We start from the raw sequence: 25,415 nt of genomic DNA, 5'->3' as shown, positions 1-25,415 counted from the left end.
AAGATGTCGGTCGGGGAGTACAGACATTCGGCTTCATCGGAGGGTCCGAAAGGCCAACGGATGAAACCTCGTTCGCTGTGACGTGCCACTGACGTCATACCGAGGTTTCGTATCGTGTCTTCCATCAGTATCTTACGGTCGAGCCGCTTCCTGCTCGCCTCCGCTGCGTTCACGTCGTTTGTCATCGCCGATAGGCCTGCCGCCCTGGCGCAGCAGGTCCGCGAACCCCTGCCGCCGGTCGAGGTCTCGCCTGCTGAAACCGGCAGGCAGGCCAAGCCGGCCAACCGTGAAGCGCAACGCGCGCGCCGTGCAACTGCGCGCCGGCCAGCGACCGCATCGGCTCCGCCCAAGCCCAGCGCGCCGGCCGCGACAGCAGAGACGCCGCTCAACAGCAATGTGGTCGCCGAAAGCGCCTCGCGGCTCGGCCTGACCGTACGTGAGACGCCGGCGACGGTCGAGGTGATCTCCGCCCAGACCATGCGCGAGCAGGGCTATCGAACGGTCTCAGAGGTGGCGCAGGGTGCCGTCGGCGTCACCTCCGGCGACAATCCGGCCGAGCCCGCGGCATTCTCCATGCGCGGCTTCACCAACAGCCAGATCAATACGCTCTACAACGGCATCAAGATCGGCCCGCAGAACATGACCTCGCGGATCACCGACACCGCCAATCTCGAGGCCGTGGAGTTCGTCAAAGGCCCGGCCTCGGTGATGTCAGGCGAGGGCGCCGCCGGCGGCGCCATCAACTTCGTCACCAAGCAGCCACACACCGGGCTGATCCGGAACGAAGCCGAGTTTTCCTGGGACTCGCTCAACTCATTCCGCGCCCATTACGGCTCGGGCGGCAGCACCAATGTGCAGGGCCTCGACTATCGCTTCGACATCAGCCGTTCCACGCTCAACGGCTTTGCCGACGACACCAACGTCAAGATGTTCGACACGTCCGGCCAGCTCGACTACCGCATCTCCGATAGTCTCAAGATCTGGGGCGCTATCGAGTACCGCGAGGATCGCTCCAAGGCCTATTGGGGCGCACCGCTGGTGCCGGTCGCCTTCAGCGGCTCGCATGCAACGACGGGGATCGTCTCCGGCAACTACGTCTCGAACTACAACGGGACGAATCTCGGTGCCGTCACCATCGACGACCGCACCTTCAACACCAATTACAATGTTCTCGATAACCGGAATGTCGCCCAGGAAGTGTGGCTGCGCGGCGGCTTCGAGCTGAAATTGGCGCCTGACCTGTCGCTGAAGAGCCAGGCCTATGGCTACGGTGCAGAACGGAGCTGGTTCAACAACGAGATCGAGGCGTTCAACTCCACCACGAACCTGGTCGATCGCGAGCGCTTCTATGTCGCGCATAGCCAGCGCCTGGTCGGCAACATCACCGACCTGACCTGGGACGCGAATATCGCAGGCTTCGACAACCGGCTGGTCACGACCTTGTCGACAAGCTATCTCGATTTCGTCAGGCCGGGCGCGGCAAATTTTCCAGGCGATTCCGTTTCGCTGGTCGATCCCAACCGCGGCTACTACGGCCTGCTCACGACCCAGCAGCAGACCGCGCGCATCGACAACGAAGCGCTCTCGTTCGAGGACCGGCTGAAGCTCACGCGCAGCTTCGCGCTGGTCGGCGGCCTCCGCATCGAGCATATCGGGCTCGACCGCAATTCGACCAATGTGAGCGGGCAGGAGAAGGCAGGCTTCCCGTTCACGCAAGACTGGGCGCCGGTGACGGGCCGCATCGGCTACACCTGGGAGGCCGTTCCCGGCCTGACCTTCTTCAGTCAATACGCCACCGGCGCCGATATCGCCGCCAACAACATCTTCCTGCTCGCACCCACCCAGCCGCTCGACCTGACGACCGCGCGCACCTACGAGACCGGTGTCAAGCATCTGTTCTGGGACAACAGGGCGGAATGGTCGTTCTCGGCCTACGACATCCTGCGCAAGAACGTCTACGCGGCGGCCGGCGGCATGCAGCTCAACATTGCGGGACGACAGGAGTCGAAGGGCGTCGAGCTTGCTGCGGCGGTGCGGCCGATCGAGCCGCTTCGGCTGTGGGGCAACATCGCCTATGTCGACGCGCGCTATGCCGACTACGATTTCGTCGGCGGCTCGTTCTCCGGCAACACACCGCCGAACGTGCCGCGTATCGTGGCCAACGCCGGCGCGTCGTATCGGTTCTTCACGCCCTGGCCGGTGGAACTCGGCATCACCGGCCGCCATGTCGGCGACCGCTACAACACCGATGCCAATGTCGTGACGATGAAGGCGTACACGGTGGCCGACGTCTATGCCTTCGTCGACATTCCCAAGACGGTGTTCAATGCGGTGGACCGGGCCCGCCTGACCTTCCGCATCCGCAACATCACCGACAAGCGCTATGCGATCTGGGGCGATCCGTTCTACCCCGACCAGATCCTGCTGGGCGCGCCGCGCACCTACGAGATCTCGGCCGCGTTCAAATGGTAGGACGCTGAACGCATGATGGGCGCGATCGTCCTCTCGCACCGCTGGCTCGGGATCGCGTTCTGCCTCCTGTTCGCGATGTGGTTCGCGACCGGGATCGTGATGCACTTCGTTCCGTTTCCGTCGCTGACGGAAGCGGAGCGGTTTGCCGGGCTCGTGCCGGTGGATCGCGGCGAGATCAGGATTTCGGTCGGAGACGCCGTGGCCGCGAGCGGGATCGCGGATGCCACGCGCGTGCGGCTGATCCAGCGGATTGACGGACCGGTCTACATCGCGTCGGGACCGACGCGTTCCCGAGCGGTGCGCGCCTCCGGCGGGCAGGACGCATCGGTGATCTCCGCCGATGCCGCGCTCGCCATCGTGCGAGCTCACGCCCGTCAGCGTGGACTCGACGCAGCACGTGCCACGATCACCGGGCATTCTGACTACGATCAATGGAGCGTGCCGAATGGATTCGATCGCCACCGGCCGTTGTTCCGCGCTGCCCTCGGCGATGCCGCCGGGACGGAGGTCTATGTCTCGTCATCGACCGGCGAGGTGGTGCTTGACACGACGCGCAGCGAGCGCGCCTGGAATTGGGCCGGCAGTGTTCTGCACTGGATCTATCCCACGGTTCTGCGAAGCAACTGGGCGCTGTGGGATGGGGTGGTCTGGACCTTGTCGCTGCTCGCATTGATCGCAGCATTGCTTGGTGCGGTGCTCGGGATCGCGCGGGTGAAGATTCGAGGACGCCTGATCTCCTCACCCTATCGTGGCTGGCATGCCCTGCACCACCTCATTGGGCTTGCGGCGATGGTCTTCGTGCTGAGCTGGATCTTCAGCGGCTGGCTCTCGATGGATCACGGGCGGCTGTTCTCGCGCGGGCAGTTGACCCCGGCCGAGGCCGGCGTGATCAATGGCGCGCCGGACTGGAGGGAGGCCGCGTCGCTCGATCGCCAGTCAATATTTTCCTCGGCCCGCGAGGTCGAATGGTTCGGCTTCAACGGCACTGTCTATCGGCGCGACCGGGTCGGGCTTGGCGGTCAGAGATTGATCAGGGCAGGGGATCTGCCGCACGATGAGCCGACGGGGTTTCTCAGCGCGCGCGAGCTGTCGGCATTGACGGCGCGCCTCGCCCCGCGCTGCGACGCACCGTCCGTCGTCGCCGATGACGATTCTTACAACGTGCAATCAGCCTTCCCGGGTTCACCTGTCTATCGATTGCGCTGTGGCGAACTCTGGTTCGACATCGATGGCGCGGAAGGCCGCGTGCTGCAACGGTTGGATGCCTCGCGGCGGGCCTATCGCTGGGTCTACAGCGCGTTGCATACGCTGGACTTCCCCGCTCTCATGGCAAGCCCGCGTATGCGTGACGTCCTGGTCGTTGGGCTCTGCGCACTCGGGCTGGCATTCTCGATCACGGGCATCGTCATCGGCTGGCGGCGTTTGCGTCAATCCAACCCTGTCTTGCCCGGCGCCCAATAGGCCTTGGTCCTCATCCGCGATGTTGCGACGCCGGCCGCTTTCAGGGCCCGGCTGATACGCTGGATCGACGAAGCCTTGCCGGTCAGGACGAAATGCGCGCTTGCGGAAAAGCGCAGCAGTTCGGCCTCGACGGCTGCGAGATGGGCATCCTCGGCGCTGCGCGCGATCAGTGTCGCGCTGGCGAGACCGATCGCCGCCAGAACGGGACTTGCTTCGGCGGCATCCGAAACTTCGAACACGTGGATTGTGCCGCCCGCCTGTCGGCTCTCCCGGAGGGCCGAAGCAAGGCCGAATGAGGTTTCATCGCCGAACAAGACTATGGGCGGTTCTCCCGCGGAAGGTTCGAGTGAGCGGCGCGGGCCGAAGAGCCAGCACATGTCGCCTTCCTGCAAGCTGCTTGCCCATCGGCTGCCAGGACCGCTGCCGTGCGCGAAAGCCAGCAATGTCGTGCGTCCTTTCTCCGCGTCCCACGACATCGGCGTGTAGGTTCGCGCGCTCAGGCCGGATCCCATCGCGACCTGGATCTTCTGACCCACGGTCCACGCGCGGTCCTTGAGTGCGTCGCCCTCGAGCGCGATCGACCGAAAGCGGGGCGAGAGCACCTCGATCCCGGCGATGCGCGCAGGGCGCATCAGCCATTGCAGCAATATGCGCGTGACCCGCCCCTGCGGCGGCTTCGATGGCTCGGACATCCGGGGTTGGTCGGGCTCGTTCAAAGCGTGGCTCCAATCATTTCTCAGCGGTCGCCGGGACTACCTGGTCCTGATGGTCAGTTCGTTGCCGCGCCCCGGATTGAACGGCAGCGGCAGCGAGAGATAGCCGTTCTGGGGATCGCGGACGTAGTCGAGATAGCCCGCGCCTTCCGCAAACGCGTTCTCGCCAATGATCACCGCGCCGCACTTCAGGTGGGGCTCGAGTAGCTTCAGGATGGGAAGATAGAGCGTGAACGCGCCGTCGAGCATCACCATGTCGATCTCGCCGCCGATGCCGGCCTTGAGGGTCTCGCATGCATCGCCGACGCGAAATTCGATCAGGTCGTCGAGCCCTGCGGCAGCGAGGTTGGCGCGTGCACGCGCGATCTTGGCGGACTCGAGATCGGTCCCGATCAGGCGGCCGCCGCTCATGTCGCGCAAGGCGGCGGCCATGTAGATGGCGGAAATCCCCATCGAAGAGCCGAACTCCACGATGCGGGTCGCCTTGCAGGCGCGGGCGCAGAGGTAGAGAAACCGTCCGAACTCGGGCGAGACATTCAGAAAATTGTCCGCGAGCCCGCGATAGACCCCCGTGAGATCCCTGGTCTCGGCTTCGATGAAGTGGCTGATGGCGCCCTGCTGATCGGTTGCTTCGCCCATGGCTTGCATCAGCGGCGCATCGGCCGCCTCCGCTTCCCGATGAAGACGAAGGAGAACGTCGGCGACAAGGCCTTGGCTGAGGGAATCCATGTTTCTCGGCTCCGGAAAATGCGCCCGCGGACGGACCTTGGAGCCTGAATACGGAATCGGGCTGCCGGCCGCATTCCGTGAACCTGACAATCGATTGCGATTTCCGGTCAGTGCGTCAGGACGCGGCGCTCGGCGAGGTATCGCGCGGGCGGCTTGCCCAGGGCTTTGCGGAACATGGTGACGAAGGCGCTCGCGCCCTCATAGCCGAGATCGAGCGCCACAGCGTGCACCGACGCTCCCTGGTCGAGGCGCTGAAGCGCAATCAGGATGTGGAGCTGCTGGCGCCAGCGGCCGAAGCTCATGCCGGTCTCGCGTTGCAGGATGCGGGTGAGGGTCCTTGGAGCGACGGCCATGCGCCGGCCCCAGTCCTCGATTGTTGCGCGGTCGGAAGGGTCGGCCATCATCGCGCTCGCGATGCTGCGCAGCCTGGAATCGGCTGGCATGGGAAAACGCAGCTCTTCGACAGGCGCCAGCGAGAGCTGATCCAGCAGCACTGCCGCGATCCGCCCGTCTGGTCCGTCGAGGTCGTAAAGGGCCGGCATGTGCGTGGCATGGACCAGCAGACGTTCCAGCAAGGGGGAGATCGTCAGCGTGCAGCATTGCCGAGGCAGCGCCGGTGCCGCATTCGGCTCGAGGAACAGGCAATAGACCTCGACATTTCCAGCGACGCTCACGCCATGCGCAACATGGCCGGGAATCCAGACCGCGCAGCGCGGCGGCACGATCCACATGTTTCGCCCGGCTTCCAGCCTGACGATGCCGCGCCGGGCCAGGACGAGCTCGTCCTTGCTATGGGCGTGCATGGCCACCTCCGTGCCCTTCGTGACCATCTCGCCGCCGAAGGCTGCGATGGCGCGCGGCACGTCCTCCGGGTTGAAATCCATGGATTCATCGGGACGAAGGTCGCCGTCGTCGAGCCGGAAGAAGGGCATGGTGTGCGGATGACCGATTTGGATGCGATTGACTGGCTCCCGGCAATATCTGGCCCGCGGGCGAGACTTGCAATGCGCGCCGCCCCAATCTCGATCGGTTCTAACCGTGGATTCGCCTCCACGAGACGGTGCCCGGGAAGGTCAGTGATGCGCCGCGGCAGCATCACGGATCTCTTTTCGTCGGCTGTCTTTCGGTGTAGCTCTGCGCCGGCTCGAGATGGCGGCGCCAACCCGTCGAAGACTGAAAATCATGCAGGAGGCAGCACGGATGTACCCGAAAGTTCAGATGTTCATCGCCGGCGAGTGGACCGATGGTTCGTCCGGCAAGTCGGAGGACATCCTCAATCCCGCCACCGGCCAGCCGATCGGCAAGACCCCGCATGCCTCGCGCGCAGACCTCGACCGCGCGCTGGAGGCGGCCAAGGCCGGCTTCGAGACCTGGCGCAAGACCTCGCCGTTCGACCGGTACAAGCTGATGCGCAAGGCCGCCGACATCATCCGCTCGCGCGCCGCCGAGATCGCGCCCGTGATGACCATGGAACAAGGCAAGCCGGTGGTGGAAGCGCAGGGCGAGACCATGCTGGCCGGCGACCTCATCGACTGGTTCGCGGAAGAGGCGCGTCGCGCCTATGGCCGCATCGTGCCGCCGCGGATGGGCAACGTTACCCAGCTCGTGACCAAGGAGCCGGTCGGCCCGGTCGCCGCCTTCACGCCCTGGAATTTCCCGATCAACCAGGCGGTGCGCAAGATCTCGGCTGCGCTGGCCGCCGGCTGCTCGATCATCGTCAAGGGCCCGGAAGAGACGCCTGCGAGCTGCATGGAGTTGGTGCGCGCCTATGCCGATGCCGGCATTCCGGCCGGCGTCGTGCAGCTGGTGTTCGGTGTGCCGGCGGAAGTGTCGGAATATCTCATTCCGCATCCGATCATCCGCAAGATCAGCTTCACCGGCTCGACCGCCGTCGGCAAGCATCTGGCTGCGCTCGCGGGCTTGCACATGAAGCGCGTCACCATGGAGCTCGGCGGCCATGCGCCGGCGATCGTGTTCGCGGACGCGGACCTCGACAACGCCGCAAAAATTCTGTCGGCTAACAAGTTCCGCAACGCCGGCCAGGTCTGCGTCTCGCCGACGCGCTTCCTGGTGCATGAGAGCGTCTACGAGCCCTTCGTCGACAAGTTCGTAGCGGCGGCCAAGAGCCTCAAAGTCGGCAATGGCCTCGACAAGGACACGCGCATGGGACCGCTGGCGAATCCGCGACGCGTCGACGCCATGGAGGGCCTCGTCTCGGACGCGGTCCAGCGCGGCGCCAAGGTCAAGGCCGGCGGCAAGCGCATCGGCAATGAAGGCTTCTTCTTCGAGCCGACGGTGCTCACCGACGTGCCGCGCGATGCCCGCATCATGAACGAGGAGCCGTTCGGCCCGCTGGCGCCGATCACCTCGTTCCGCAGCTATGACGAGGTGGTGGCTGAGGCCAACCGCCTGCCATATGGCCTGGCGGCCTATGCCTACACCACCTCGACCAAGACGATGCAGGCCATCGGTGCCGACATCGAGAGCGGTATGGTGTCGATCAACCATCACGGCCTCGCATTGCCCGAAGTGCCGTTCGGCGGCATCAAGGATTCCGGCTACGGCTCCGAAGGCGGCCTCGAGGCGATCGAGGGCTATCTCAACACGAAGTTCGTGACCCAGGCGAGCGCGTAAGGAAAAGTCGCGCTGTCATTCCGGGGCGCGCCCCCGGAATGACGGCGGGCAGAACCTGCGTTGCCCGGCAGGCGAGACATGAACAACAGCCGTCATCCGAGCAAGCGTGTATCCCTTGCCGGGATCCATATCGACCGGACCTCCGCGGTGCCGCTGCACTTGCAGATCGCGAAGCATATCCGTGACGGCATTCTGTGCGGCGCCTTTCCCTCAGGAACGCAATTTCTCGGTTCGCGCGAGATCGCGCGCGAACTGGGTTGCTCGCGGACCGTGGTGCTGACGGCATGGGATCTGCTCTACGCCGAGGGCTATCTGGAATCGACGCCGCGCGGCAGCGTCATTGTGGCTGCCGTTACGGCCCCGCATGCCGAGCCCGCGTCGCCTGCTGGCAAGCCTGCCCACATGTCGGAGCGTTGGCGCGCGCTGCTCGGTCTCGACTACGAGACCAACTGGCCGTCCGTGTTCGCTCCGGGCGCGCCCGACATCTCGACTTTTCCGTTCAAGGATTGGTCGCGCCTGCTGCGCCAGGCTTGGCAGAATCCGAGAGAGCAGGAGTGCCTCGATCTTCCGCCCGAAGGCCATCCGCGATTGCGGAACGAGATCGCGAACTTCCTCAGCTCGGTGCGCGGTCTCGTTTGTTCGCCGGACGAGGTCGTCGTCACCTCCGGCACGTCGGGTGCATTGGATTTCTGCAGCCGGATGATCCTCGATCCCGGCGACGAGGTCTGGGTCGAGGAGCCAGGCTTCGTCGAGGCGCGATGGGCGCTCACGGCGGCCGGCGCAAACATCGTTCCGATTCCGGTCGACGACAAGGGACTGGTCGTCTCGGAAGGAATTCGGCGCGCACCACGCGCGCGGCTGATCGTGGTCACGCCATCGCATCAATATCCGCTCGGGATCAGCATGGGCCTGGAGCGGCGGCTCGAGCTTCTCGACTGGGCGAACAAGAACGACGTCTGGGTGATCGAGGACGACTACAATTCGGAGTTCAGGCATCAGGACAGCATGATCGCCTCGCTGCGCTCGCTCGATCGCGAGGGCCGGGTGATCTATTTCGGCACCTTCTCGAAGATCATGATGCCGAACCTGCGGCTCGGATACCTCGTTGCGAACAAGCATTTCATCGAAGGGTTCGCCAAGGGCCGCGCGCGCATCGACGTGCATACATCCGGCATCGGGCAGCTCGCCTTGGCCGAATTCATGCGGGAAGGCCATCTGCTGCGGCATCTGCGCGCAATGCGGCGGGTCTACGCTGCCCGGCGAAAGGCGCTGATCGAGGCGATCGGAGCGCTGATGCCGGATGGTCTGACCGTGTCCTCCGCCGTCACCGGCCTGCACCTAGTGGCGTTGTTCACCGACGCAATGCAGGCGCGGATGAGCGATCGGGAGGCGGCCGCGGTCCTGAAGCAGGCCGGCATCCACGTGCAGCCATTGTCGCAGAATTTCCTGGAGCTGCCGACGCGGCAAGGCCTGGTGTTCGGCTACGGGCGGTTGCGCGTCGAGGATGCTGCTCCGCTGCTTGCAAGAATTGCAGCCTGCATCGGCGGCGCCTCTCGCGACGCACCATCCGACCCGCCAAGTCGCTCTCTCACTGATCGTACAATAAGGGGAGGCTGAGCCGACTGCGGTGCATAGCTCATAGGCATCCGGAACGCCCACGCTGCCGATTCATCGCCTGCAAATTAGACAGGTGAACTTGGTCGCTCGGACTGCAGTGCAATAGACATCGCGATTTGCTCAGAGAAATCTGTGGTGCGTTGCGCGTTTCCGGCGTGGAACAGCGCGCGTTCGCGTGCTGTCTCTGCAGGCACTGCTGCACCAAAACGTGCATCCGGTACTGTGGCGCGCTGCGCCATGGGCCTGCTGGCCCAGCGAATTGCGACAACTCTGGCCCTGTCGGAAGGCCACCGCTCTGTCGCACGCTCCCTGACGGTGGCATGACAGGGGATGCAAAATGAGCGCTCTCGGTTCGGCATTCGAGTTTGCGATGGACGGGAAGGGCCCGGCGTCCAGTTCGGACGCCACGCGTAGCTGACGCAACATGAGCTCTTTTGAAAGTCACTGGGAAGTCGGCACCGATATCGGTGGCACCTTCACCGATATCATCGCCATCAGGCGCGATTCCGCTGAGGCCCGGATCGCGAAAGTGCCGTCGCGACCGCAGGCGCCGGTTCAGGCCATGCTGGAGGCGATCGAGGCGGTGGGCCTAAGCAAGAGCGAGGTCAAGCGCTTCGTCCATGGCACCACGCGCGTCACCAACGCGATCGTCGAGAACCGGCTGCCGAAGGTCGCGCTGGTCGCGACCGAAGGCTTTGCTGACGTGCTCGAGATCGCGCGCTATCGCCGCCGCGATCTCTATCGGCTCGACATTCCGCCGAAATCGCCGCCCCTGGTGCCGCCTGAACGCTGCTTCGGGCTTGCCGAGCGCCTCGATCACGAGGGCCGGGTGCTGAAGGCGCTGGAGCAAGCGGAGATCGAGCGTCTGCTGGCCTGGCTGAAAGACACCGGCGTGCAAAGTGTCGCGGTGGCCTTGCTTCACGCCTATGCCAATCCCGTCCACGAGAAGATGCTCGGCGAGCGACTCAAGGAGGTCGTCACCCATGTCTCGCTATCGCACGAGGTCAACCCCGAGGCACGCGAGTACGAGCGGACTTCGGCGACCGTGTTCAACGCGGCCGCGATGCCGATCGCGGTCGAGTATCTGAGCGAACTGGAGCAGCGGCTGCCGATCGGGCCGGGATTGCAGGTGTTTCATTCCGCCGGCGCCATGATCCCGATTTCGGCAGTGAAGCGGCGGCCGCTGGTGATGGCGATGTCGGGACCGGCGGCCGGCGTCTCTGCGTCGGTCAGCATCGCGCGCCAGCTCGGCACCTCGCGGATGCTGACGTTCGACATGGGCGGCACCACGACCGACGTGTGCCTGATCGTCGACGGCCAAGCCGAGATGACCGACGGCCGCATGCTCGGCGACAAGCCGCTACGCCAGCCGATGCTCGCGGTGCATTCGATCGGCGCCGGCGGCGGATCGATCGTGCGCAACGGTCCCGGCGGCCTGACGGTCGGGCCGGAGAGCGCCGGCTCCGAGCCGGGGCCGGCCTGCTACGGCCGCGGCGGCACGGAGCCGACCATCACCGACGCCAACGCCGTGCTCGGCTATCTCAATCCCGAGACCAAGCTTGGTGACCGTATTGGCATCGACATCGAGGCAGCCAGGCGCGTCATCGCGCCGATCGCGGGCGCGCTCGGACTGAGCCTGACGGAGACGGCGCTCGGCATCATCAAGGTCGCGAACGCGACCATGGCCCGCGCGCTTCGCCGCGTCACGGTCGAACGCGGCATCGACGGACGCGATTGCACGCTGCTCGCCTTCGGCGGCGGCGGCCCGATGCATGCCGCGGGCCTCGCCGATCTCTACGGGATCGCGGAGGTCGTCGTGCCCAGTGCATCCAGCGCCTTCTCGGCGCTGGGCTGTCTAACCGCCGATTTCAGCTTCCTGCAGCAGCAGACCCTTCGCGCCGCCCTCGACGGCATCGACCTCGCACGCGTCTCGGAACGGATCGAGGCCCTGATTGCCGATGCCTCGGCGCCGCTTCTCGCAAACGGAGTTGCGAAGGCGGAGATCCAGGTCGAGCTGGTGGCCTTGATGCGCTATGCGGCGCAGAACGACGCCATTCCGGTGCCGTTCACACTGCCGCTCGATGTCGCCAGGCTGAAGCAGGATTTCCTGACGCGGCATCACGAGTTGTTCGGCTATGCGACCAGTGAGCCCTGCGTCATCGAATCCGTGCGGGTGCAGGCGCGCCGCCCGTCGACGACGGTCGTCAGCCGGCCCGCGACGGCAGTGAGGGCGGTGTCTACGGGCACGCGCAGCTGCTCGTTCGACGGCTTCCATGACATTCCGACCGCAATCATCGACCGCGCCTCGCTCACTGAGACCGTCAACGGTCCGGCTATCATCGAAGACGCATGGTCCACCGTGGTGGTGCCGCCGGGCTGGCAGGCAAAGCCTGATGTATCTGGCAATCTGTTCCTGACGCGGAGGGAGGCATGAAGCTCGACCCGTTCGTCGTCGAGGTCATCAGGCACGGTCTCTCGGCCGCAGCCGAGGAGATGAGCCTGGTGATGACGCGCTCGGCGCGCTCGCCGCTCTTGCGCGAGGCCGGCGACCTGTCGTCGGCGATCACCGACGGCCACGGCGGTCTGGTCGGGCAGGGGCGCGACATCCCGATCCACCTCGGCGCGATGGCCTACACCATCCCCGAATTGCTGAAGGTGGTGCCGCGTGACAGCCTGAACGACGGCGACGTCGTGATCTACAACGTCGGCGCGCTCGGCGGCAATCATCTCAACGACGTCAAGGTCGTGCGGCCCGTCTTCGTCGACGGCGACATCGTGGCGTTCGCGGTCAGCCTTGCGCACTGGCCCGATATCGGCGGCACCTGGCCCGGCAGTTATTTTGCCAAGGCAATCGACACCTTCCAGGAGGCGATGCGGATTCCGCCGGTGCTGATCGCGACCGCGGCCGGCGTCAATGCGCCGATCGTGCAGCTGCTCAAGGCCAATGTTCGCGACTCCGAATCCTGCGAAGGCGACCTCCTCGCCCAGATCGCCGCGACCAAGGCCGGCGAGCGGCGCATCGTCGAGCTTTGCCGCGAGCACGGCAAGGCCGTCTTCATGGCGGCGCAGTCGCGCCTGCACGATCTCTCCGAGATCGAGATGCGCGCGGCGCTGCGCGACCTTCCGGACGGCGTCTATGAGGGCGAGGATTACCTCGACGACGGCAGCGACAACAACGCGCCGGCACGCATCCATGTGAAGATCACCATTCGCGGCGACGAGGCGACGTTCGACCTCTCCGGCAGCTGCGACCGCGTCTCGAACTTCTGCAACACGACACCATTCATGGCGCGCTCGGCCGTCGCCTATGCCGCGCGCATCATGAGCGGGCGCGACATGCAGCAGAACGCCGGCGCGCTCAGGCCACTGACCATCATCACGCGCCCGGGCTCGATCCTGGAGCCCGGCTGGTCGGCATCCGTCGCGGCCGGCAACCATGAAACGTCCATGCGCATCGTCGATGCGATCTTTCGGGCCATGCAGGACACCATCCCCGAACGCCTGTCGGCCGGCGGGGCGACCACGGCGGGCGTGCTGTTCTTTGCCGAGCCGCGGCCGAACGGCTCCTGGAAGATGCTCTACGAGGTCCACGGTGGCGGCGAAGGCGCGCGCCATGATCGGGCCGGCATGTCGGCAACCCGGGTGCATCTGTCCAACACCTCGAACACGCCGGTCGAGGTGATCGAAGCGAATTACGCCATCCGGCTGGAGCAGCAGGCCATCCGCCGACAATCCGGCGGCGGGGGGGCGCACCGCGGGGGCGACGGCTCGGTCCGCACCTACCGCATCCTCGCACCGTCGATGCACCTGACCACTTGCATCGAACGGATGGTGATTGCGCCCTGGGGCATGCAGGGCGGCGAATCCGGCAAGGCGTGCCGTATCTCGCTGGTCAGGCACGGCGCGAACGTCGCGATCGACGGCAAGTCCAACCTGGTGTTGCAGCAAGACGATCTCGTCACGATCGAGATGTGCGGCGGCGGTGGCTATGGCGCCGCGGCTGCAGAGTGAGGAGATGGCGATGAGCAGATTGTTGCGAACCGGGCTGAATGCGGGCGAGGCCGCCCCGATGGCCGTGGTCGGCGGCGAGGGCGTCTACTTTCACCTGTCCGATGGCCGCAAGCTCATCGACGGTAGCAACACCGGCGGGGGTCTCGGCCATCGGCACCCCGCGATGGTGGAGGCGATCCGCCGCGCGGCGGATACGCCCGTCGTCAACGAGGGCTGGACCTGGATCGGCCGCGAGCAGGCCGCGGACGATCTGATGGCGACAGCTTTCAAAGGCGAGGAGGACTGGGTCGGCGCGGTTCGCTTCTGCATCAGCGGCAGCGAGGCCAACGACATGGCGTTGTCGCTCTGTCAGGCGCTGACGCAGCGGTCCGCATTGGCGACGCGCGAACGCGCCTATCATGGCATCACCGGCCTGTCGCGCAGCATGACGGTGCAGCCGCAATGGCATGGCGGGCTCGCCGTGCATGCCGGTGGTTCGAAGCTGCCGGCGCCGATGGCGCCGGTGCGGATCCTGCCGGCCCCGGATGGGGCGATCTACGGCGCGCCGGCCAACAATACGCCGCCGAGCGAGTATCTCGCGGACGCCACGCGCCTGCTCTCGGACACGGCGGCAACCATCATCGACTACACCCAGGGCGGCATCTATTACGACGGCGAATATCAGGATGAAGTGGCGCGCTGCGCGCGGCAGGCGGGCTCCTACTGGATCGCCGACGAGGTCGTCACCGGCGCCGGGCGCGCGGGCCGCTGGTTCGCGTTCCAGGGCGCGCAAAGCCGCCCGGACATCGTCACGCTTGGCAAGTCGCTCGGCGGCGGCGCCGCAGCGGTGGCAGCGGTCGTGGTGTCCAAGGACATCGTCGAGCGGCTCAAGGGGACGAGCTGGCAGAACTATGGCACGCTGCGCGGCCATCCCATCAGCATGGCGGCCGTCAGCGCCTATCTGAACGTTGTCACCGAGGACGGGATTCTGGAGCGTGTGCAGCAGCTCGAGAAGCTGTTCATCCGCCGCCTGCTCGCGATCGCGCAGAAGCATCCGAGCGTGCAGCGCGTCGCGGGGCAGGGGCTGCACTGGACGGTGGAGCTGCACGGGCCGGACTGGCGGACCTGGCATGCCGACACCGCGGAGGTGCCGATCGCCTCGCGCGTCGCGGAGCGGGCGCTGGAAGCCGGTGCGGTGATCGGCACCAGCGGCGAGCAGACCTCGCTGTTCCTGGCGCCGCCGCTGGTCATTTCCGAGCACGAGGCTGACCAGCTTCTGGATGCGCTCGATCACGGTCTCGATATCGCCGACGAGGAACACGGGTGAGCGCGGATCACGCAACGCCACGCCGGTCGCCGGCCTGGCCGGCGGATGAACCCTGGCATCTCGCGATGCCGGAGGGAACGCTCTACGACGCGCTGGCGCGTGCAGCAAGTGAACGGCCGTCGCATCCGGCGACGGTGTTTTACGGCGCAAGCCTGAGCTACGCCGAGCTGCGCGACCGTGTCGATGCCATGGCCGGCTTCCTGCAGGGCGCCTGCGGCGTCAAGCGCGGCGACCGCGTCATGATCGCGCTGCAGAACTCGCCGCAATATGTCATCGCCTATTACGCGGTGATGCGGGCGGACGCCGTGATCGTACCCGTCAATCCCATGAACAAGACCGCCGAGATCGCGTATCTCGCCGTGGACAGCGGGGCCAAGGTCGCGATCATCGGGAGCGAACTGAGCGATGTGTTTGCCCCGCTGCTGGGCGAGGCCATCAGGCATGCGATTGTCGCGCAGTATCGCGACGAGATTCCAGCCGCGACGCCCTATACGCTGCCATCATGCGTGACGGAAGCGCCGGCGGAGGTGCCGTCATCGCCGGGCTGGCATTCCTGGTCGTCCGCGATCGCGCAAGGCTTGAAGCCGGGCATGATGACCGCGGGGCGGGACGATCTCATGATCCTGCCCTACACCTCGGGTACCACGGGCAAGCCCAAGGCGTGCATGCACACACATCGCAGCGCGCTGTTCACCGCCGTGTTGCAGGCGCGCTGGTATCAGCTCGATGGCAGCGACGTGATGACCGGCTTCATGCCTTTGTTCCATGTTGCGGGCATGCAGGGCTCGATGAATGCGGCGATGGTCACCGGGGCCACGCTGCTCCTGATGGCGCGCTGGGACAAGGATCTGTTGCCGGATCTGTTTGAGACCCATGGCGTGACGTTCTGGAACGCCGCGCCGACCATGATCGTCGACGTGCTCGCCAGCGCGCGGTTTCGCGACAAATGCTTTGCGAAGCTCAAGGTTCTGACCGGAGGCGGCGCGGCGATGCCGACCGCGATCGCTGAGCGGCTCAAGGGGCGGTTCGGTCTCGATTTCGTCGAGGGCTACGGCATGACCGAGACGATGTCGCCGACCCATCTCAATCCGATGGCGGCGCCCAAGCGGCAGTGCCTCGGCATCGCTGTGCAGGAGACCGACGCAAGGGTCGTCGATCCCGAGAGCCTGATCGAGCTCGGCGACAACGTGGTCGGCGAAATCGTCGTGCACGGACCGCAGGTGTTGCAGGGGTACTGGAACAGGCCGCAGGCGAATGCAGAGGCCTTCATCGAACTTGACGGCAAGCGGTTCCTGCGTACGGGCGATCTCGGCTATCGCGATGCCGAAGGCTATTTCTTCGCCGTCGATCGCCTCAAGCGGATGATCAATGTCAGCGGCTTCAAGGTCTGGCCGGCCGAGGTCGAGGCCGCGATGTATCAGAACCGCGCGATCCGGGAGTGCTGCGTCATCTCGGCGCCGGACGATTACCGCGGCGAGACCGTCAAGGCGCTTGTCGTGCTGGACGAGGCGGCGCGGGCAACGACATCGCCCGATGACATCGTTGGCTGGGCGCGTGGCGCGATGGCGAGCTACAAGGCGCCGCGCGCGGTCGTCTTCGTCGACCAGCTGCCGCGCACCGCAAGCAACAAGATCAACTGGCGGCTGTTGCAGGATGCCGAATGGGGGCGAACGGCATGAAATCTGCTTGGCTGGAAAACGGACGCAAGGCGGCGCTATGCTGCCGCTACGCCCTTGAAGCTGCGATCCCCAGCCTCGCCAGGAAATTCGTGAAGAGATCAGGAAGTCGCTGATGCGAATCGTCAATGTCGCCGCCGCCCAGATGGGCCCGATCCAGAAAGCCGATAGCCGCGAGGCCGTGGTCAAGCGCATGATCGCGCTGATGGACGAGGCCAAGAGCAAGGGCGCCGACTTGATCGTCTATCCCGAATTGGCACTGACGACGTTCTTCCCGCGCTGGTATGTCGAGGACCGGGCCGAGTTCGACGTCTGGTTCGAGCGGGAGATGCCGAACGCGGCGACAAGGCCGCTGTTCGAGCGTGCCGCGCAGCACGGAATGGCGATGAACTTCGGCTATGCGGAGCTGACGCCCGACGGTCATCACTTCAACACAGCTATTCTCACCGACAAGTCCGACAAGATCGTCGGCAAATATCGCAAGGTCCATCTTCCGGGCCATGTGGAGTACGACACCAGGCGCTCGCACCAGCATCTGGAGAAGCGTTATTTCGAGCCGGGCGATCTCGGCTTCAAGGTCTGGCGCGAGCTCGGCGGCATCATCGGCATGGCGATCTGCAACGACCGCCGCTGGCCCGAGACCTATCGCGTCATGGGCCTGCAGGGCGTCGAGATGGTGCTGATCGGCTACAACACGCCGTCGGTGAATGCGGAGAAGAGCGAAGAGGGCGTCGAGAAGCGCCTGTTCCACAACCGCCTCTCGGTGCAAGCCGGTGCCTACCAGAACGCGACCTGGGTCGTGGCGGTGGCCAAGGCCGGCGTCGAGGACGGCCACCCGCTGTTCGGCGGGAGCCTGATCGTCGATCCCAATGGCGAGATTGTTGCGGAAGCCAAGACGGACGAGGACGAGGTCCTGGTCCACGCTTGCGACCTCGATGCGACGACCTTCGGCAAGACCACGATCTTCGATTTCGCCCGGCATCGCCGCATCGAGCACTACGGCCTGATCACCAGCCAGACCGGCGCGGTGCCGCCGCCGGAGACGTGACGCCGATGGCTGACAAGGGCATCTCCCTGCGCGAGCTCGACGCGCGTGACCGCTACAAGCTGCTCTGCGGCGTTGTGGTGCCGCGGCCGATCGCGCTGGTGACGACGCTGGACGAGAACGGAGCTGTCAATGCCGCGCCGTTCAGCTTCTTCAATGTCTTCTCGGAAAGCCCCGCGCTGATCGTGCTCGGCCTGCAGCACAAGCCTGATCACAGCCCGAAGGACACGACCCGCAATATCCATCGCGACGGCGAGTTCGTCGTGCACATGGTGGATGAAGCGCTGTCGGTGGCGATGAACGACTGCGCGGTCGATTTCCCCTCCGGCGACAGCGAGGTCGCCGCAACGGGCCTGGCGACGCTTCCGTCGGTGGACGTGAAGGTGCCGCGCCTCGCCGCGGCGCCGTTCGCACTGGAATGCCGGCGCCATGTGGTGCTGACCTTCTCGCCCGATCGCGAGCTCCTGGTCGGCGAAGTCTTGCGTGTTCACTCCCGCGAGGGCCTTGTCGACGAAACCAACATGTATGTCGATCTCGCGGCCTACCGGCCGATCGGTCGCATGTTCGGCAATCTCTACACCACGCAGCGGGACACCTTCGCACTTGTCCGCGAGAGCCATGCGCAATGGCTCGCCCGGCAGGACGCCAAAGAGCTGAAGGACGCCTAGTGAGCCGAGAACTGCACCGTGCCCAGCGCCATGGTGACGGCCGCCTGCGTCGGGTCGATCACGGGAATGCGCAGCGCCTCTTCCAGGGCACGGCGGTGGCGCGCCATGCCGGCGCAGCCCATCACGACAGCGCGGGCACCGTCCTCGTCGCGCAGCGCGCGGCCGACCTCGATCATCTTGGCAAGCGTGCCTTCGCCCGAAGCGGTTTCGGCGACGCTCATGTTCAGCGGCCGCTCGCCGGAAAAGCGGTCGGTCAGACCCATCTGCCTGAGGTAGCGCATGTGCCGCGGGATCGAACGCTGGGCGATCGCGATGACGCCAAAGGTCTCCGCGCGGGAAAGCGCCGTCAGCACGCCGCACTCGGCGATGCCGAACACGGGGCGGTCGGTGCCTTCGCGGCAGACCTGAAGCCCGGGATCGCTGTAGCAGGCGATGACGAAGGCGGCCGAACTGTTGTCGCTTTCGACGAGCTTTCGCAGCGGCATCGCGACGCTGTCGGCGTCCGCCTGGCTTTCGATGCCGAAGGGCCCCTCGGCCAGCGTCTGGCAGACCACTTCGGGCCCGCCCTCGAAGTCGAGCGGCTTCAGCGCGTCCTCCAGCCCTTGCGTAACCTTGTGGTTGGAGTTCGGGTTGATGACGAGAATGCGCGGCCGGGACATGATGGTCTTCCTGCAAAATGGAGATCACTTGTTTCAGGCATATCATGGAGTGCCTCATGACTGAACCAGTTTACGACCTGATCATCCGCGGCGGCCGCGTCGCCACCACCACCGACGTGTTCGAGGCCGACGTCGCCATCTCCGGCGAGACCATCGCGGCCGTCGGGAAGGGCCTTCCCCCCGCCAAGCGCGAGATCGACGCGCGCGGCAAGCTGGTGCTGCCCGGCGGTGTCGACAGCCACGCCCATATCGAGCAATTGTCGGCCGCCGGCATCATGAATGCCGACACCTTCGAGAGCGCGACCGTCTCTGCCGCTTTTGGCGGCACCACCACGGTGATTCCGTTTGCCGCCCAGCATGTCGGGATGAAGCTGCCGCAAGTGGTTGAGGACTATCACGCGCTCGCAAAGAAAGGTGCCGTAATCGACTACGCCTTTCACATGATCATTGCGGACGCGACGAAGGAAACGGTCGAGGAGCACATTCCCGCGCTGGTGAAGCAGGGCCATGCCTCGATCAAGATCTTCATGACCTATGATCGCCTGAAGGTGGACGACGAGCCATTGCTCGACATTCTTCTGGCCGCGCGCCAGTCCGGCGCGATGCTGTGCGCCCATGCCGAAAATCACGGCATCATCGCCTGGATGGTGAAGCGGCTGCTGGCGCGCGGCTACACCATGCCGAAATACCACGCCGTCAGCCACGCCCGCGTGTCGGAGGCGGAAGCCTTCACCCGGCTGATCGGCATGGCTGCGCTGATCGACCAGCCGATCATGATCTTCCACGTCTCGACCGCCGAAGGCGCCAAGGTGATCCGCGACGCGCGCGGGCAGGGGCTCAAGGTCTTCGCCGAGACCTGTCCGCAATATCTGTTCCTCACGGCAGGCGATCTCGACAAGCCCGGCGCGGAAGGCGCCAAATGGATGTGCAGCCCGCCGCCGCGCACGCATTCGGACCAGGAGGCGCTGTGGCAGGCGCTGTCGCTCGGCGATCTCCAGACCATTTCGTCGGATCACGCGCCGTATCGCTATGACGAGACCGGCAAGCTCCGCGCCGGTCCCAATCCGAACTTCAAGCAGGTCGCCAACGGCCTGCCGGGACTGGAGCTGCGGCTGCCGCTGTTGTTCGACGCGATGGTGTCGAAGGGACGCTTGGGCCTCGAAAAGTTCGTCGAGCTGACCGCGACGGCGCCGGCAAAGATCTACAATCTGCATCCGCGCAAGGGCTCGATCGCCGTCGGCGCCGATGCCGACATCGCGATCTGGGATCCGAACCGCGAGGTCACGATCGCGGACGAGATGATGCATGACCTCACCGGCTACACGCCGTTCGCGGGCCGCAAGCTGAGGGGCTGGCCGGTGTCGGTATTATCGCGCGGTCGCGTGATCATCGAGGGCAACAAGTGTCTCGCGAGCGCGGGCAGCGGAAAATTCCTGGCGCGCAGCGGCGGCGAGGCGGCGAAGCCGACCGGCCGGCTCGTCGCCGACATGGATCCGGAACGGAACTTTGGGGCAAAACTGCTGTGATGGCGGATCGCGCGCGATGAAGATCGTCATCTTCGGCGGCACCGGCTTTGTCGGCCTCAACCTGGCGGAGGCGTTGCTCGCGCGCGGCCACGACGTGACGCTGTATGATCGTTCGCCGCTGCCGCCGGCCGCGCAGCGATCCCTGCTGGATTTTCGGGAGCGGTTCCGAATCGTTCAAGGCGATATCACCGACGCGGCCGGTATCGATACCCTCATCGCTGAAGGCTGGGACGCAATCGTGCTGGGGGCGGCCATCACCGCCGGGGATGATCTCGAGAGGGCGTCGCCCGCGCGCGTTCTCGAGATCAACGTCATGGCGCAGATCCCGATCCTGCAGGCGGCGATCCGTCACGGCGTTCGCCGCGTCGTCAATCTGTCCTCGGCGTCCGCCTATGGCGCCGCAGGCCAGCGTCACCAAGTCCTGGACGAGGAAACGGCCTGCGATCCCGTCTCGTTCTACGCCATCAGCAAATTCACCTCGGAGCGCTCCGTCGCGCGCCATGCTGAGCTCTTTGGCGGCGATTTCCTCAGCGTGCGGCTGAGCGCCGTGTTTGGCCCGTGGGAGCGGGCCGGCGCTCTGCGCGATACGCCCAGCCTCCAATTCCAGATCCTGGCGGCGTTCGCCCGCGGCGAGCCGGCGATCATGCCGGGACCAGGCCTTAAAGATTGGACCTACGCGGTCGACGCGGCCGAGGCCGTGGCTGTGCTGATCGAGGCCGAGCGGCCACGCCATCGTCTCTACAACATCTCCAGCGGCGCAGCCTGGTCGGCGCTGCAATGGGGCGAGGCCTTTGCGGCACTTCATCCCGGCCTGCACTGCCGGCTGGCGGTGCCCGGAGAAAGCACGGTTATCAAGCTCCATGGGGGTGATCGTGCACCGCTCTCGGTTGCACGGATGGCCGACGAATTCGGCTGGCGCGCGCGGTTCGGCTGCGCCGAGTCCGCTGCTGCGATGAACGCCTGGTGGGTGCAGCACAAGGAGGGGATCTGATATGCGGCTGCAGGGACGCACCGCCATCATCACCGGGGCCGGCTCGGGCATTGGCCGCGCCAGCGCAAAACTGTTTGCAGAAGAAGGAGCGCGCCTCGCTCTGGTCGATCGCGATGCCGCGGGGCTCCAGGAAACGCTTCGCCTGCCGGGCGAAGCAACGACGCATGTCGGCGACGTCGGCGATGCCGCATTCGCCGAAACTGTTGTCGGCGAGGTCATCGCGCGGCACGGTAGGCTCGATATCCTGATGACGGCAGCAGGCTTTTCCTGCGGCGGCACCGTGTTGACGACGAGCCCGGAAGACTGGGATGCGGTGTTCCGCGCCAATGTCGGCGGCACATGGCTGTGGGCGCGGGCGGCGGTGCCGCAGATGCAGCGGCAGAACAGCGGCTCGATCATCACGCTGGCATCGCAGCTTGCGATCGCCGGCGGCAGGGGCAACAGCGCCTATATCGCTGCCAAGGGCGCGATCGTCAGCCTGACCCGGACGATGGCGGTGGATTTCGCAACGGACGGCATCCGCGTCAACGCCATCGCGCCGGGCGCGATCGATACGCCGATGCTTCGCCGCAGCTTCGCCCGTCACGCCAATTCCGAGGAAGTGCGCGAGGCCTCGCGCAACCGCCACGCCATGAAGCGGTTCGGTCAGGCGGAGGAGATCGCCCAGACCGCGCTGCATCTCGCCAGCGATGCGTCCTCGTTCACGACCGGCACCGTGATGGTGGTCGACGGAGGCTGGCTCGCGGCATGAGTGAGGCGCTCACCCAGCTCGAAGCGGACGTGCGCGCCGATCTCGCTCGGATCGCGCATCCCGGTGCCGCATGGCTCGAACCGAAGACCGGGCCGGACGGCAATCCTGCGCTGGATGTGCTCATCATCGGCGCCGGCCAATCCGGCATCGCCATCGGCTTCGGCCTGATGCGCTCCCGCGTCAGCAACATCCTGCTGATCGACAAGGCCGAGGAGGGCAAGGAGGGCCCGTGGCTCACCTATGCCCGGATGCCGACGCTGCGCAGCCCGAAGGATTACACCGGGCCCGATCTCGACATCCCGAGCCTCACCTACCAGTCCTGGCACGAAGCCCGGTTCGGCAAGGAGAGCTGGCAGACGCTCGATCTGATTCCGCGCGCGCACTGGGCCGAGTACCTGCTCTGGCTGAGGCGCACGATCGGCTTGCCGGTATGCAACGGCTGTGAGCTCCTGGAGATTGCGCCAGCGGCCGACGGCCTGCTCGCCGCGCGCGTGAAGCATGCCGCAGGGGTGGAGACGCTTTATGCGCGCAAGATCGTGCTGGCGACGGGGCAGGAGGGCATGGGCTGCTGGATGATCCCGGCGCAGCTAGCGCATCTGCCGGCGAGCTCGATCGCGACCGTCGCCGACGACATCGATTTCGAAAGCTTGCGTGGCAAGCGCGTGGCCGTGATCGGTGCCGGCGCATCCGCCTTCGACAATGCGGCCACCGCGTTGGAGGCGGGTGCTGCCGAGGTGCACCTGCTGTGCCGCCGGACGCAGATCCAGGTGATCCAGCCCTATCGCTGGCTGACCTTCCGCGGCTTCCTGCGCCATCTCAGCGATCTCGACGATGCCTGGCGCTGGCGCTTCATGCGCAAGGTCCTTGAGATGCGGGAAGGATTTCCGCAACCAACATATGACCGCTGCGCGCGGCACGCCAATTTCATCCTGCACGAGGGTGCGCCGGTTGAGGCGGCGCGCGAGACAGGCAAAGCGATTGAGTTGCAGACGCCGCGGGGCGCCATCACCGCCGATTTCGTCATTTGCGGCGCAGGCATCGACATGGACTTTGCCGGGCACGGCGAACTCTCCAGGTTTGCCGGCAACATCGCCACCTGGGCCGACCGCTACCAGCCGCCGGAGGGCGACCGCAATGAACGGCTCGGCCGCTTTCCTTATCTCGCCGACGACTACGCCTTCACCGAGCGCGTGCCCGGCAAGACGCCGTGGATCTCCGACATCCATCTCTTCGCCATCGCCTCCACCATGAGTTTTGGTGCCTCGGGATCGTCGATCAACGCGATGACCACCGCAGTGCCCAAGCTCGTGAATGGCCTGACACGCGGCCTGTTTCGCGCCGATGTCGAGCGGCACTGGGCCTCGCTCAGCGCCTACGACGTGCCGCAGGCGGTGGTTGCGCGGTCGGCGCGAAAGACGGAGGAGCAGCGATGATCATCCATGCCCCGCCGCAGCGAAGATTGGCGCGCAACTTGCTTCTTTCTTGACCAGCCTTGGCGACCTTCCTGTTCGACAATTCAAGGGAAAACGAATGCGTTTTGTGTCTTTCAGATCCGCGACCACGATCCTCGCCACCACCGCGCTGTTGCTGATCGCGACCGCGCCGTCGCATGCGCAATCCAGGGCGGAAACGCTGCGCTATGTGACCGGCGCATCGGTCAACACGCTCGATCCAAACATCCCCGGCGCGACCCGCGAGTCCTTCGGGCTCAGCATGAGCACTTACGATCGGCTGGTGTCGTTCGGTCGCAAGCAGCTCAACGGCAAATGGGTGTTCGATCTCGACACCATCAACGGCGAGCTCGCCGAATCCTACGACGTCAGCCCCGATGGCCTGAAGATCACCTTCCGCCTGCGCAAGGACGCCAAGTTCCAGGACGGCTCGCCCGTGACGGCGGACGACGTGAAGTGGTCGCTCGACCGCTGCGTCACCGCGCCGATCCTCGGCAAGGCGCAGCTGCTGACGGGATCGCTCACCTCGGCCGACCAGTTCAAGGTGATCGATCCCCTGACAATCGAGGTGACGCTGCCGAAGCCCGACAAGCTGGCGCTGCCGAATCTCGCTACTGTCTATCCGATGATCATCAACTCGAAGCTGGCCAAGGAGCATGCGACGGCGGACGATCCGTGGGCGATGGCCTGGCTGAAGGAACACACCGCCGGCAGCGGCGCCTATGTGATCGAGAGTTTCAAGCCCGGCGAGCAGGTGACCCTCAAGCGCAACGAGGCCTGGAATCGCGGTTCTCCCGACCGGCCCGCCTTCTTCAAGCGCATCATCGTGCAATCGGTGCCGGAGCCGGCGACCCGCGCCAATCTGGTCGAACGCGGCGATGCCGATATCGTACTCGATCTGCAGGCGAGCGACGTCCAGTCGCTCGAAGCCAAGGGCAAGCTGAAGGTGGTCTCGACGCCGCAATACAACGCGATCACCTACGTCTCGATGAACAACCAGATCCCGCCGTTCGACAACGTCAACGTCCGCCGCGCCATCGCGTTCGCGCTGCCCTACGAGGACATGTTCAAGGCTGCCTTGTTCGGCCGCGGCATGCCGCTGTACGGCGCCAGCTGGCCGGACGGCAAACCGCTGAACGGAATCTATCCGTTCCAGCAGCCGGTCAAGCTCGACCTCGACAAGGCAAAGGAATATCTCAAGGCCGCCGGATTCCCGGAGGGCTTCTCGACCACTTTCAGCTTCAATGTCGGGTGGGCCTCCCAGGCGGAGCCGATGGCGGCGCTGATCAAGGAGTCGCTCGGCAAGATCGGGATCAAGGTCGACATCCAGAAGCTGCCTGACGCGCAGATGTCGACGCTGATCAACGAGAAGAAGCTGCCCTTCTTCACCGAAGGCATCGTCGCTTGGCTGCCTTCGACGGACTACTTCTACCGCAACTTCTATACCGGCAATCAGCGCTGGAACTACTCGTCGATCAACAATCCCGACCTGGTCGCGATCGCGCAGGGAGCCCGCTTCGAGCCGGACAAGGCCAAGTACGAGGAGGCCGGCCGCAAGCTCAATGCGATGCATTTCGACCTGATGCCGCAGATCATGCTGTGGCAGCCAAATCAGGATGCGGTGATGGCGGCCACCGTCGAAGGCTACACTTACGAGTTCCACCGCCAGGTCGACTATCGCAACCTGAGCCGCAAGTAGCTTCCG

At 65.5% G+C, this 25,415-nt stretch carries 19 protein-coding genes; 15 read left to right on the top strand and 4 right to left on the bottom strand.

Annotated features, from left to right (window positions below; genetic code table 11):
- Positions 1-114 precede the first annotated feature (114 nt).
- On the top strand, positions 115-2,472 hold the full coding sequence (locus H1B27_RS27685; RefSeq protein WP_197968270.1) for a TonB-dependent receptor: 2,358 nt from the start codon (positions 115-117) through the stop codon (positions 2,470-2,472).
- A gap of 12 nt (positions 2,473-2,484) precedes the next feature.
- A complete protein-coding gene (locus H1B27_RS27680) occupies positions 2,485-3,933 on the top strand; it encodes a PepSY domain-containing protein (protein WP_197968269.1) in 1,449 nt (482 codons plus the stop codon).
- Here H1B27_RS27680 and H1B27_RS27675 read toward each other — a convergent pair.
- The 3 genes from H1B27_RS27675 to H1B27_RS27665 form a co-directional block, all read right to left on the bottom strand.
- Positions 3,900-4,649: a siderophore-interacting protein gene (locus H1B27_RS27675; protein WP_246515744.1), complete on the bottom strand. Its 750-nt coding sequence runs from the start codon at positions 4,647-4,649 to the stop codon at positions 3,900-3,902. The genes H1B27_RS27680 and H1B27_RS27675 overlap by 34 nt on opposite strands.
- Before the next feature lie 36 nt (positions 4,650-4,685).
- A complete protein-coding gene (locus H1B27_RS27670; protein ID WP_197968268.1) occupies positions 4,686-5,375 on the bottom strand; it encodes an O-methyltransferase in 690 nt (229 codons plus the stop codon).
- Between the two features lie 107 nt (positions 5,376-5,482).
- Positions 5,483-6,259, bottom strand: a complete 777-nt coding sequence (locus H1B27_RS27665; RefSeq protein ID WP_246515742.1) for an AraC family transcriptional regulator — start codon at positions 6,257-6,259, stop codon at positions 5,483-5,485.
- A gap of 316 nt (positions 6,260-6,575) precedes the next feature.
- Between H1B27_RS27665 and H1B27_RS27660 the strand changes: the two genes are divergently transcribed.
- The 8 genes from H1B27_RS27660 (at position 6,576) to H1B27_RS27625 (ending at position 18,332) form a co-directional block, all read left to right on the top strand.
- A complete protein-coding gene (locus tag H1B27_RS27660; RefSeq protein ID WP_061883203.1) occupies positions 6,576-8,009 on the top strand; it encodes an NAD-dependent succinate-semialdehyde dehydrogenase in 1,434 nt (477 codons plus the stop codon).
- Positions 8,010-8,087: 78 nt separating this feature from the next.
- Entirely contained in the window at positions 8,088-9,626 is a 1,539-nt protein-coding gene (pdxR, locus tag H1B27_RS27655) for a MocR-like pyridoxine biosynthesis transcription factor PdxR (protein WP_197968266.1), read from the top strand.
- Between the two features lie 424 nt (positions 9,627-10,050).
- Positions 10,051-12,060 (top strand): hydantoinase/oxoprolinase family protein, encoded by a 2,010-nt coding sequence (locus H1B27_RS27650; RefSeq protein WP_197968265.1) that lies wholly within the window; start codon positions 10,051-10,053, stop codon positions 12,058-12,060.
- A complete protein-coding gene (locus H1B27_RS27645; RefSeq protein WP_197968264.1) occupies positions 12,057-13,637 on the top strand; it encodes a hydantoinase B/oxoprolinase family protein in 1,581 nt (526 codons plus the stop codon). Before H1B27_RS27650 ends, H1B27_RS27645 begins: the two co-directional genes overlap by 4 nt.
- A 10-nt stretch (positions 13,638-13,647) precedes the next feature.
- On the top strand, positions 13,648-14,943 hold the full coding sequence (locus tag H1B27_RS27640) for a class-III pyridoxal-phosphate-dependent aminotransferase (RefSeq protein ID WP_197968263.1): 1,296 nt from the start codon (positions 13,648-13,650) through the stop codon (positions 14,941-14,943).
- Positions 14,940-16,622, top strand: coding sequence for a long-chain-fatty-acid--CoA ligase (locus H1B27_RS27635; RefSeq protein ID WP_197968262.1), 1,683 nt, complete (start codon positions 14,940-14,942; stop codon positions 16,620-16,622). The genes H1B27_RS27640 and H1B27_RS27635 overlap by 4 nt, the downstream gene beginning before the upstream one ends.
- Before the next feature lie 112 nt (positions 16,623-16,734).
- Positions 16,735-17,667: an N-carbamoyl-D-amino-acid hydrolase gene (locus H1B27_RS27630; RefSeq protein ID WP_197968261.1), complete on the top strand. Its 933-nt coding sequence runs from the start codon at positions 16,735-16,737 to the stop codon at positions 17,665-17,667.
- Between the two features lie 5 nt (positions 17,668-17,672).
- Positions 17,673-18,332: a flavin reductase family protein gene (locus H1B27_RS27625; protein ID WP_197968260.1), complete on the top strand. Its 660-nt coding sequence runs from the start codon at positions 17,673-17,675 to the stop codon at positions 18,330-18,332.
- Here H1B27_RS27625 and H1B27_RS27620 read toward each other — a convergent pair.
- Complete coding sequence (locus tag H1B27_RS27620) at positions 18,329-18,991, bottom strand: aspartate/glutamate racemase family protein (protein WP_197968259.1); 663 nt, start codon at positions 18,989-18,991, stop codon at positions 18,329-18,331. The two genes, H1B27_RS27625 and H1B27_RS27620, sit on opposite strands and share 4 nt — an antisense overlap.
- Positions 18,992-19,047: 56 nt before the next feature.
- Here H1B27_RS27620 and hydA point away from each other — a divergent pair, with 56 nt between their 5' ends.
- The 5 genes from hydA (at position 19,048) to H1B27_RS27595 (ending at position 25,409) form a co-directional block, all read left to right on the top strand.
- The gene (gene hydA / locus H1B27_RS27615; RefSeq protein WP_061883361.1) at positions 19,048-20,517 is read left to right on the top strand and encodes a dihydropyrimidinase; all 1,470 of its coding nucleotides are present in this window, start codon (positions 19,048-19,050) and stop codon (positions 20,515-20,517) included.
- A 16-nt stretch (positions 20,518-20,533) separates the two neighbouring features.
- Positions 20,534-21,508, top strand: coding sequence for an NAD-dependent epimerase/dehydratase family protein (locus H1B27_RS27610; protein ID WP_197968258.1), 975 nt, complete (start codon positions 20,534-20,536; stop codon positions 21,506-21,508).
- Between the two features lies 1 nt (position 21,509).
- Positions 21,510-22,259, top strand: a complete 750-nt coding sequence (locus H1B27_RS27605; RefSeq protein ID WP_197968257.1) for an SDR family oxidoreductase — start codon at positions 21,510-21,512, stop codon at positions 22,257-22,259.
- Positions 22,256-23,692: an NAD(P)-binding domain-containing protein gene (locus H1B27_RS27600; protein WP_197968256.1), complete on the top strand. Its 1,437-nt coding sequence runs from the start codon at positions 22,256-22,258 to the stop codon at positions 23,690-23,692. Before H1B27_RS27605 ends, H1B27_RS27600 begins: the two co-directional genes overlap by 4 nt.
- A 97-nt stretch (positions 23,693-23,789) precedes the next feature.
- The gene (locus H1B27_RS27595; RefSeq protein ID WP_197968255.1) at positions 23,790-25,409 is read left to right on the top strand and encodes an ABC transporter substrate-binding protein; all 1,620 of its coding nucleotides are present in this window, start codon (positions 23,790-23,792) and stop codon (positions 25,407-25,409) included.
- Positions 25,410-25,415: the final 6 nt, after the last annotated feature.

The sequence above is a fragment of the Bradyrhizobium diversitatis genome, assembly GCF_016031635.1.
Lineage (GTDB): Bacteria > Pseudomonadota > Alphaproteobacteria > Rhizobiales > Xanthobacteraceae > Bradyrhizobium > Bradyrhizobium diversitatis.
This window is presented reverse-complemented; position numbering and strand designations above follow the sequence as displayed.

Coding starts and splice junctions, on each gene's coding strand:
- H1B27_RS27680 (WP_197968269.1), top strand. CDS start 2,485: ATGATGGGCGCGATCGTCCTCTCGCACCGCTGGCTCGGGATCGCGTTC.
- H1B27_RS27670 (WP_197968268.1), bottom strand. CDS start 5,375: ATGGATTCCCTCAGCCAAGGCCTTGTCGCCGACGTTCTCCTTCGTCTT.
- H1B27_RS27665 (WP_246515742.1), bottom strand. CDS start 6,259: ATGGATTTCAACCCGGAGGACGTGCCGCGCGCCATCGCAGCCTTCGGC.
- H1B27_RS27660 (WP_061883203.1), top strand. CDS start 6,576: ATGTACCCGAAAGTTCAGATGTTCATCGCCGGCGAGTGGACCGATGGT.
- pdxR (WP_197968266.1), top strand. CDS start 8,088: ATGAACAACAGCCGTCATCCGAGCAAGCGTGTATCCCTTGCCGGGATC.
- H1B27_RS27650 (WP_197968265.1), top strand. CDS start 10,051: ATGAGCTCTTTTGAAAGTCACTGGGAAGTCGGCACCGATATCGGTGGC.
- H1B27_RS27645 (WP_197968264.1), top strand. CDS start 12,057: ATGAAGCTCGACCCGTTCGTCGTCGAGGTCATCAGGCACGGTCTCTCG.
- H1B27_RS27640 (WP_197968263.1), top strand. CDS start 13,648: ATGAGCAGATTGTTGCGAACCGGGCTGAATGCGGGCGAGGCCGCCCCG.
- H1B27_RS27630 (WP_197968261.1), top strand. CDS start 16,735: ATGCGAATCGTCAATGTCGCCGCCGCCCAGATGGGCCCGATCCAGAAA.
- H1B27_RS27625 (WP_197968260.1), top strand. CDS start 17,673: ATGGCTGACAAGGGCATCTCCCTGCGCGAGCTCGACGCGCGTGACCGC.
- H1B27_RS27620 (WP_197968259.1), bottom strand. CDS start 18,991: ATGTCCCGGCCGCGCATTCTCGTCATCAACCCGAACTCCAACCACAAG.
- hydA (WP_061883361.1), top strand. CDS start 19,048: ATGACTGAACCAGTTTACGACCTGATCATCCGCGGCGGCCGCGTCGCC.
- H1B27_RS27610 (WP_197968258.1), top strand. CDS start 20,534: ATGAAGATCGTCATCTTCGGCGGCACCGGCTTTGTCGGCCTCAACCTG.
- H1B27_RS27605 (WP_197968257.1), top strand. CDS start 21,510: ATGCGGCTGCAGGGACGCACCGCCATCATCACCGGGGCCGGCTCGGGC.
- H1B27_RS27600 (WP_197968256.1), top strand. CDS start 22,256: ATGAGTGAGGCGCTCACCCAGCTCGAAGCGGACGTGCGCGCCGATCTC.
- H1B27_RS27595 (WP_197968255.1), top strand. CDS start 23,790: ATGCGTTTTGTGTCTTTCAGATCCGCGACCACGATCCTCGCCACCACC.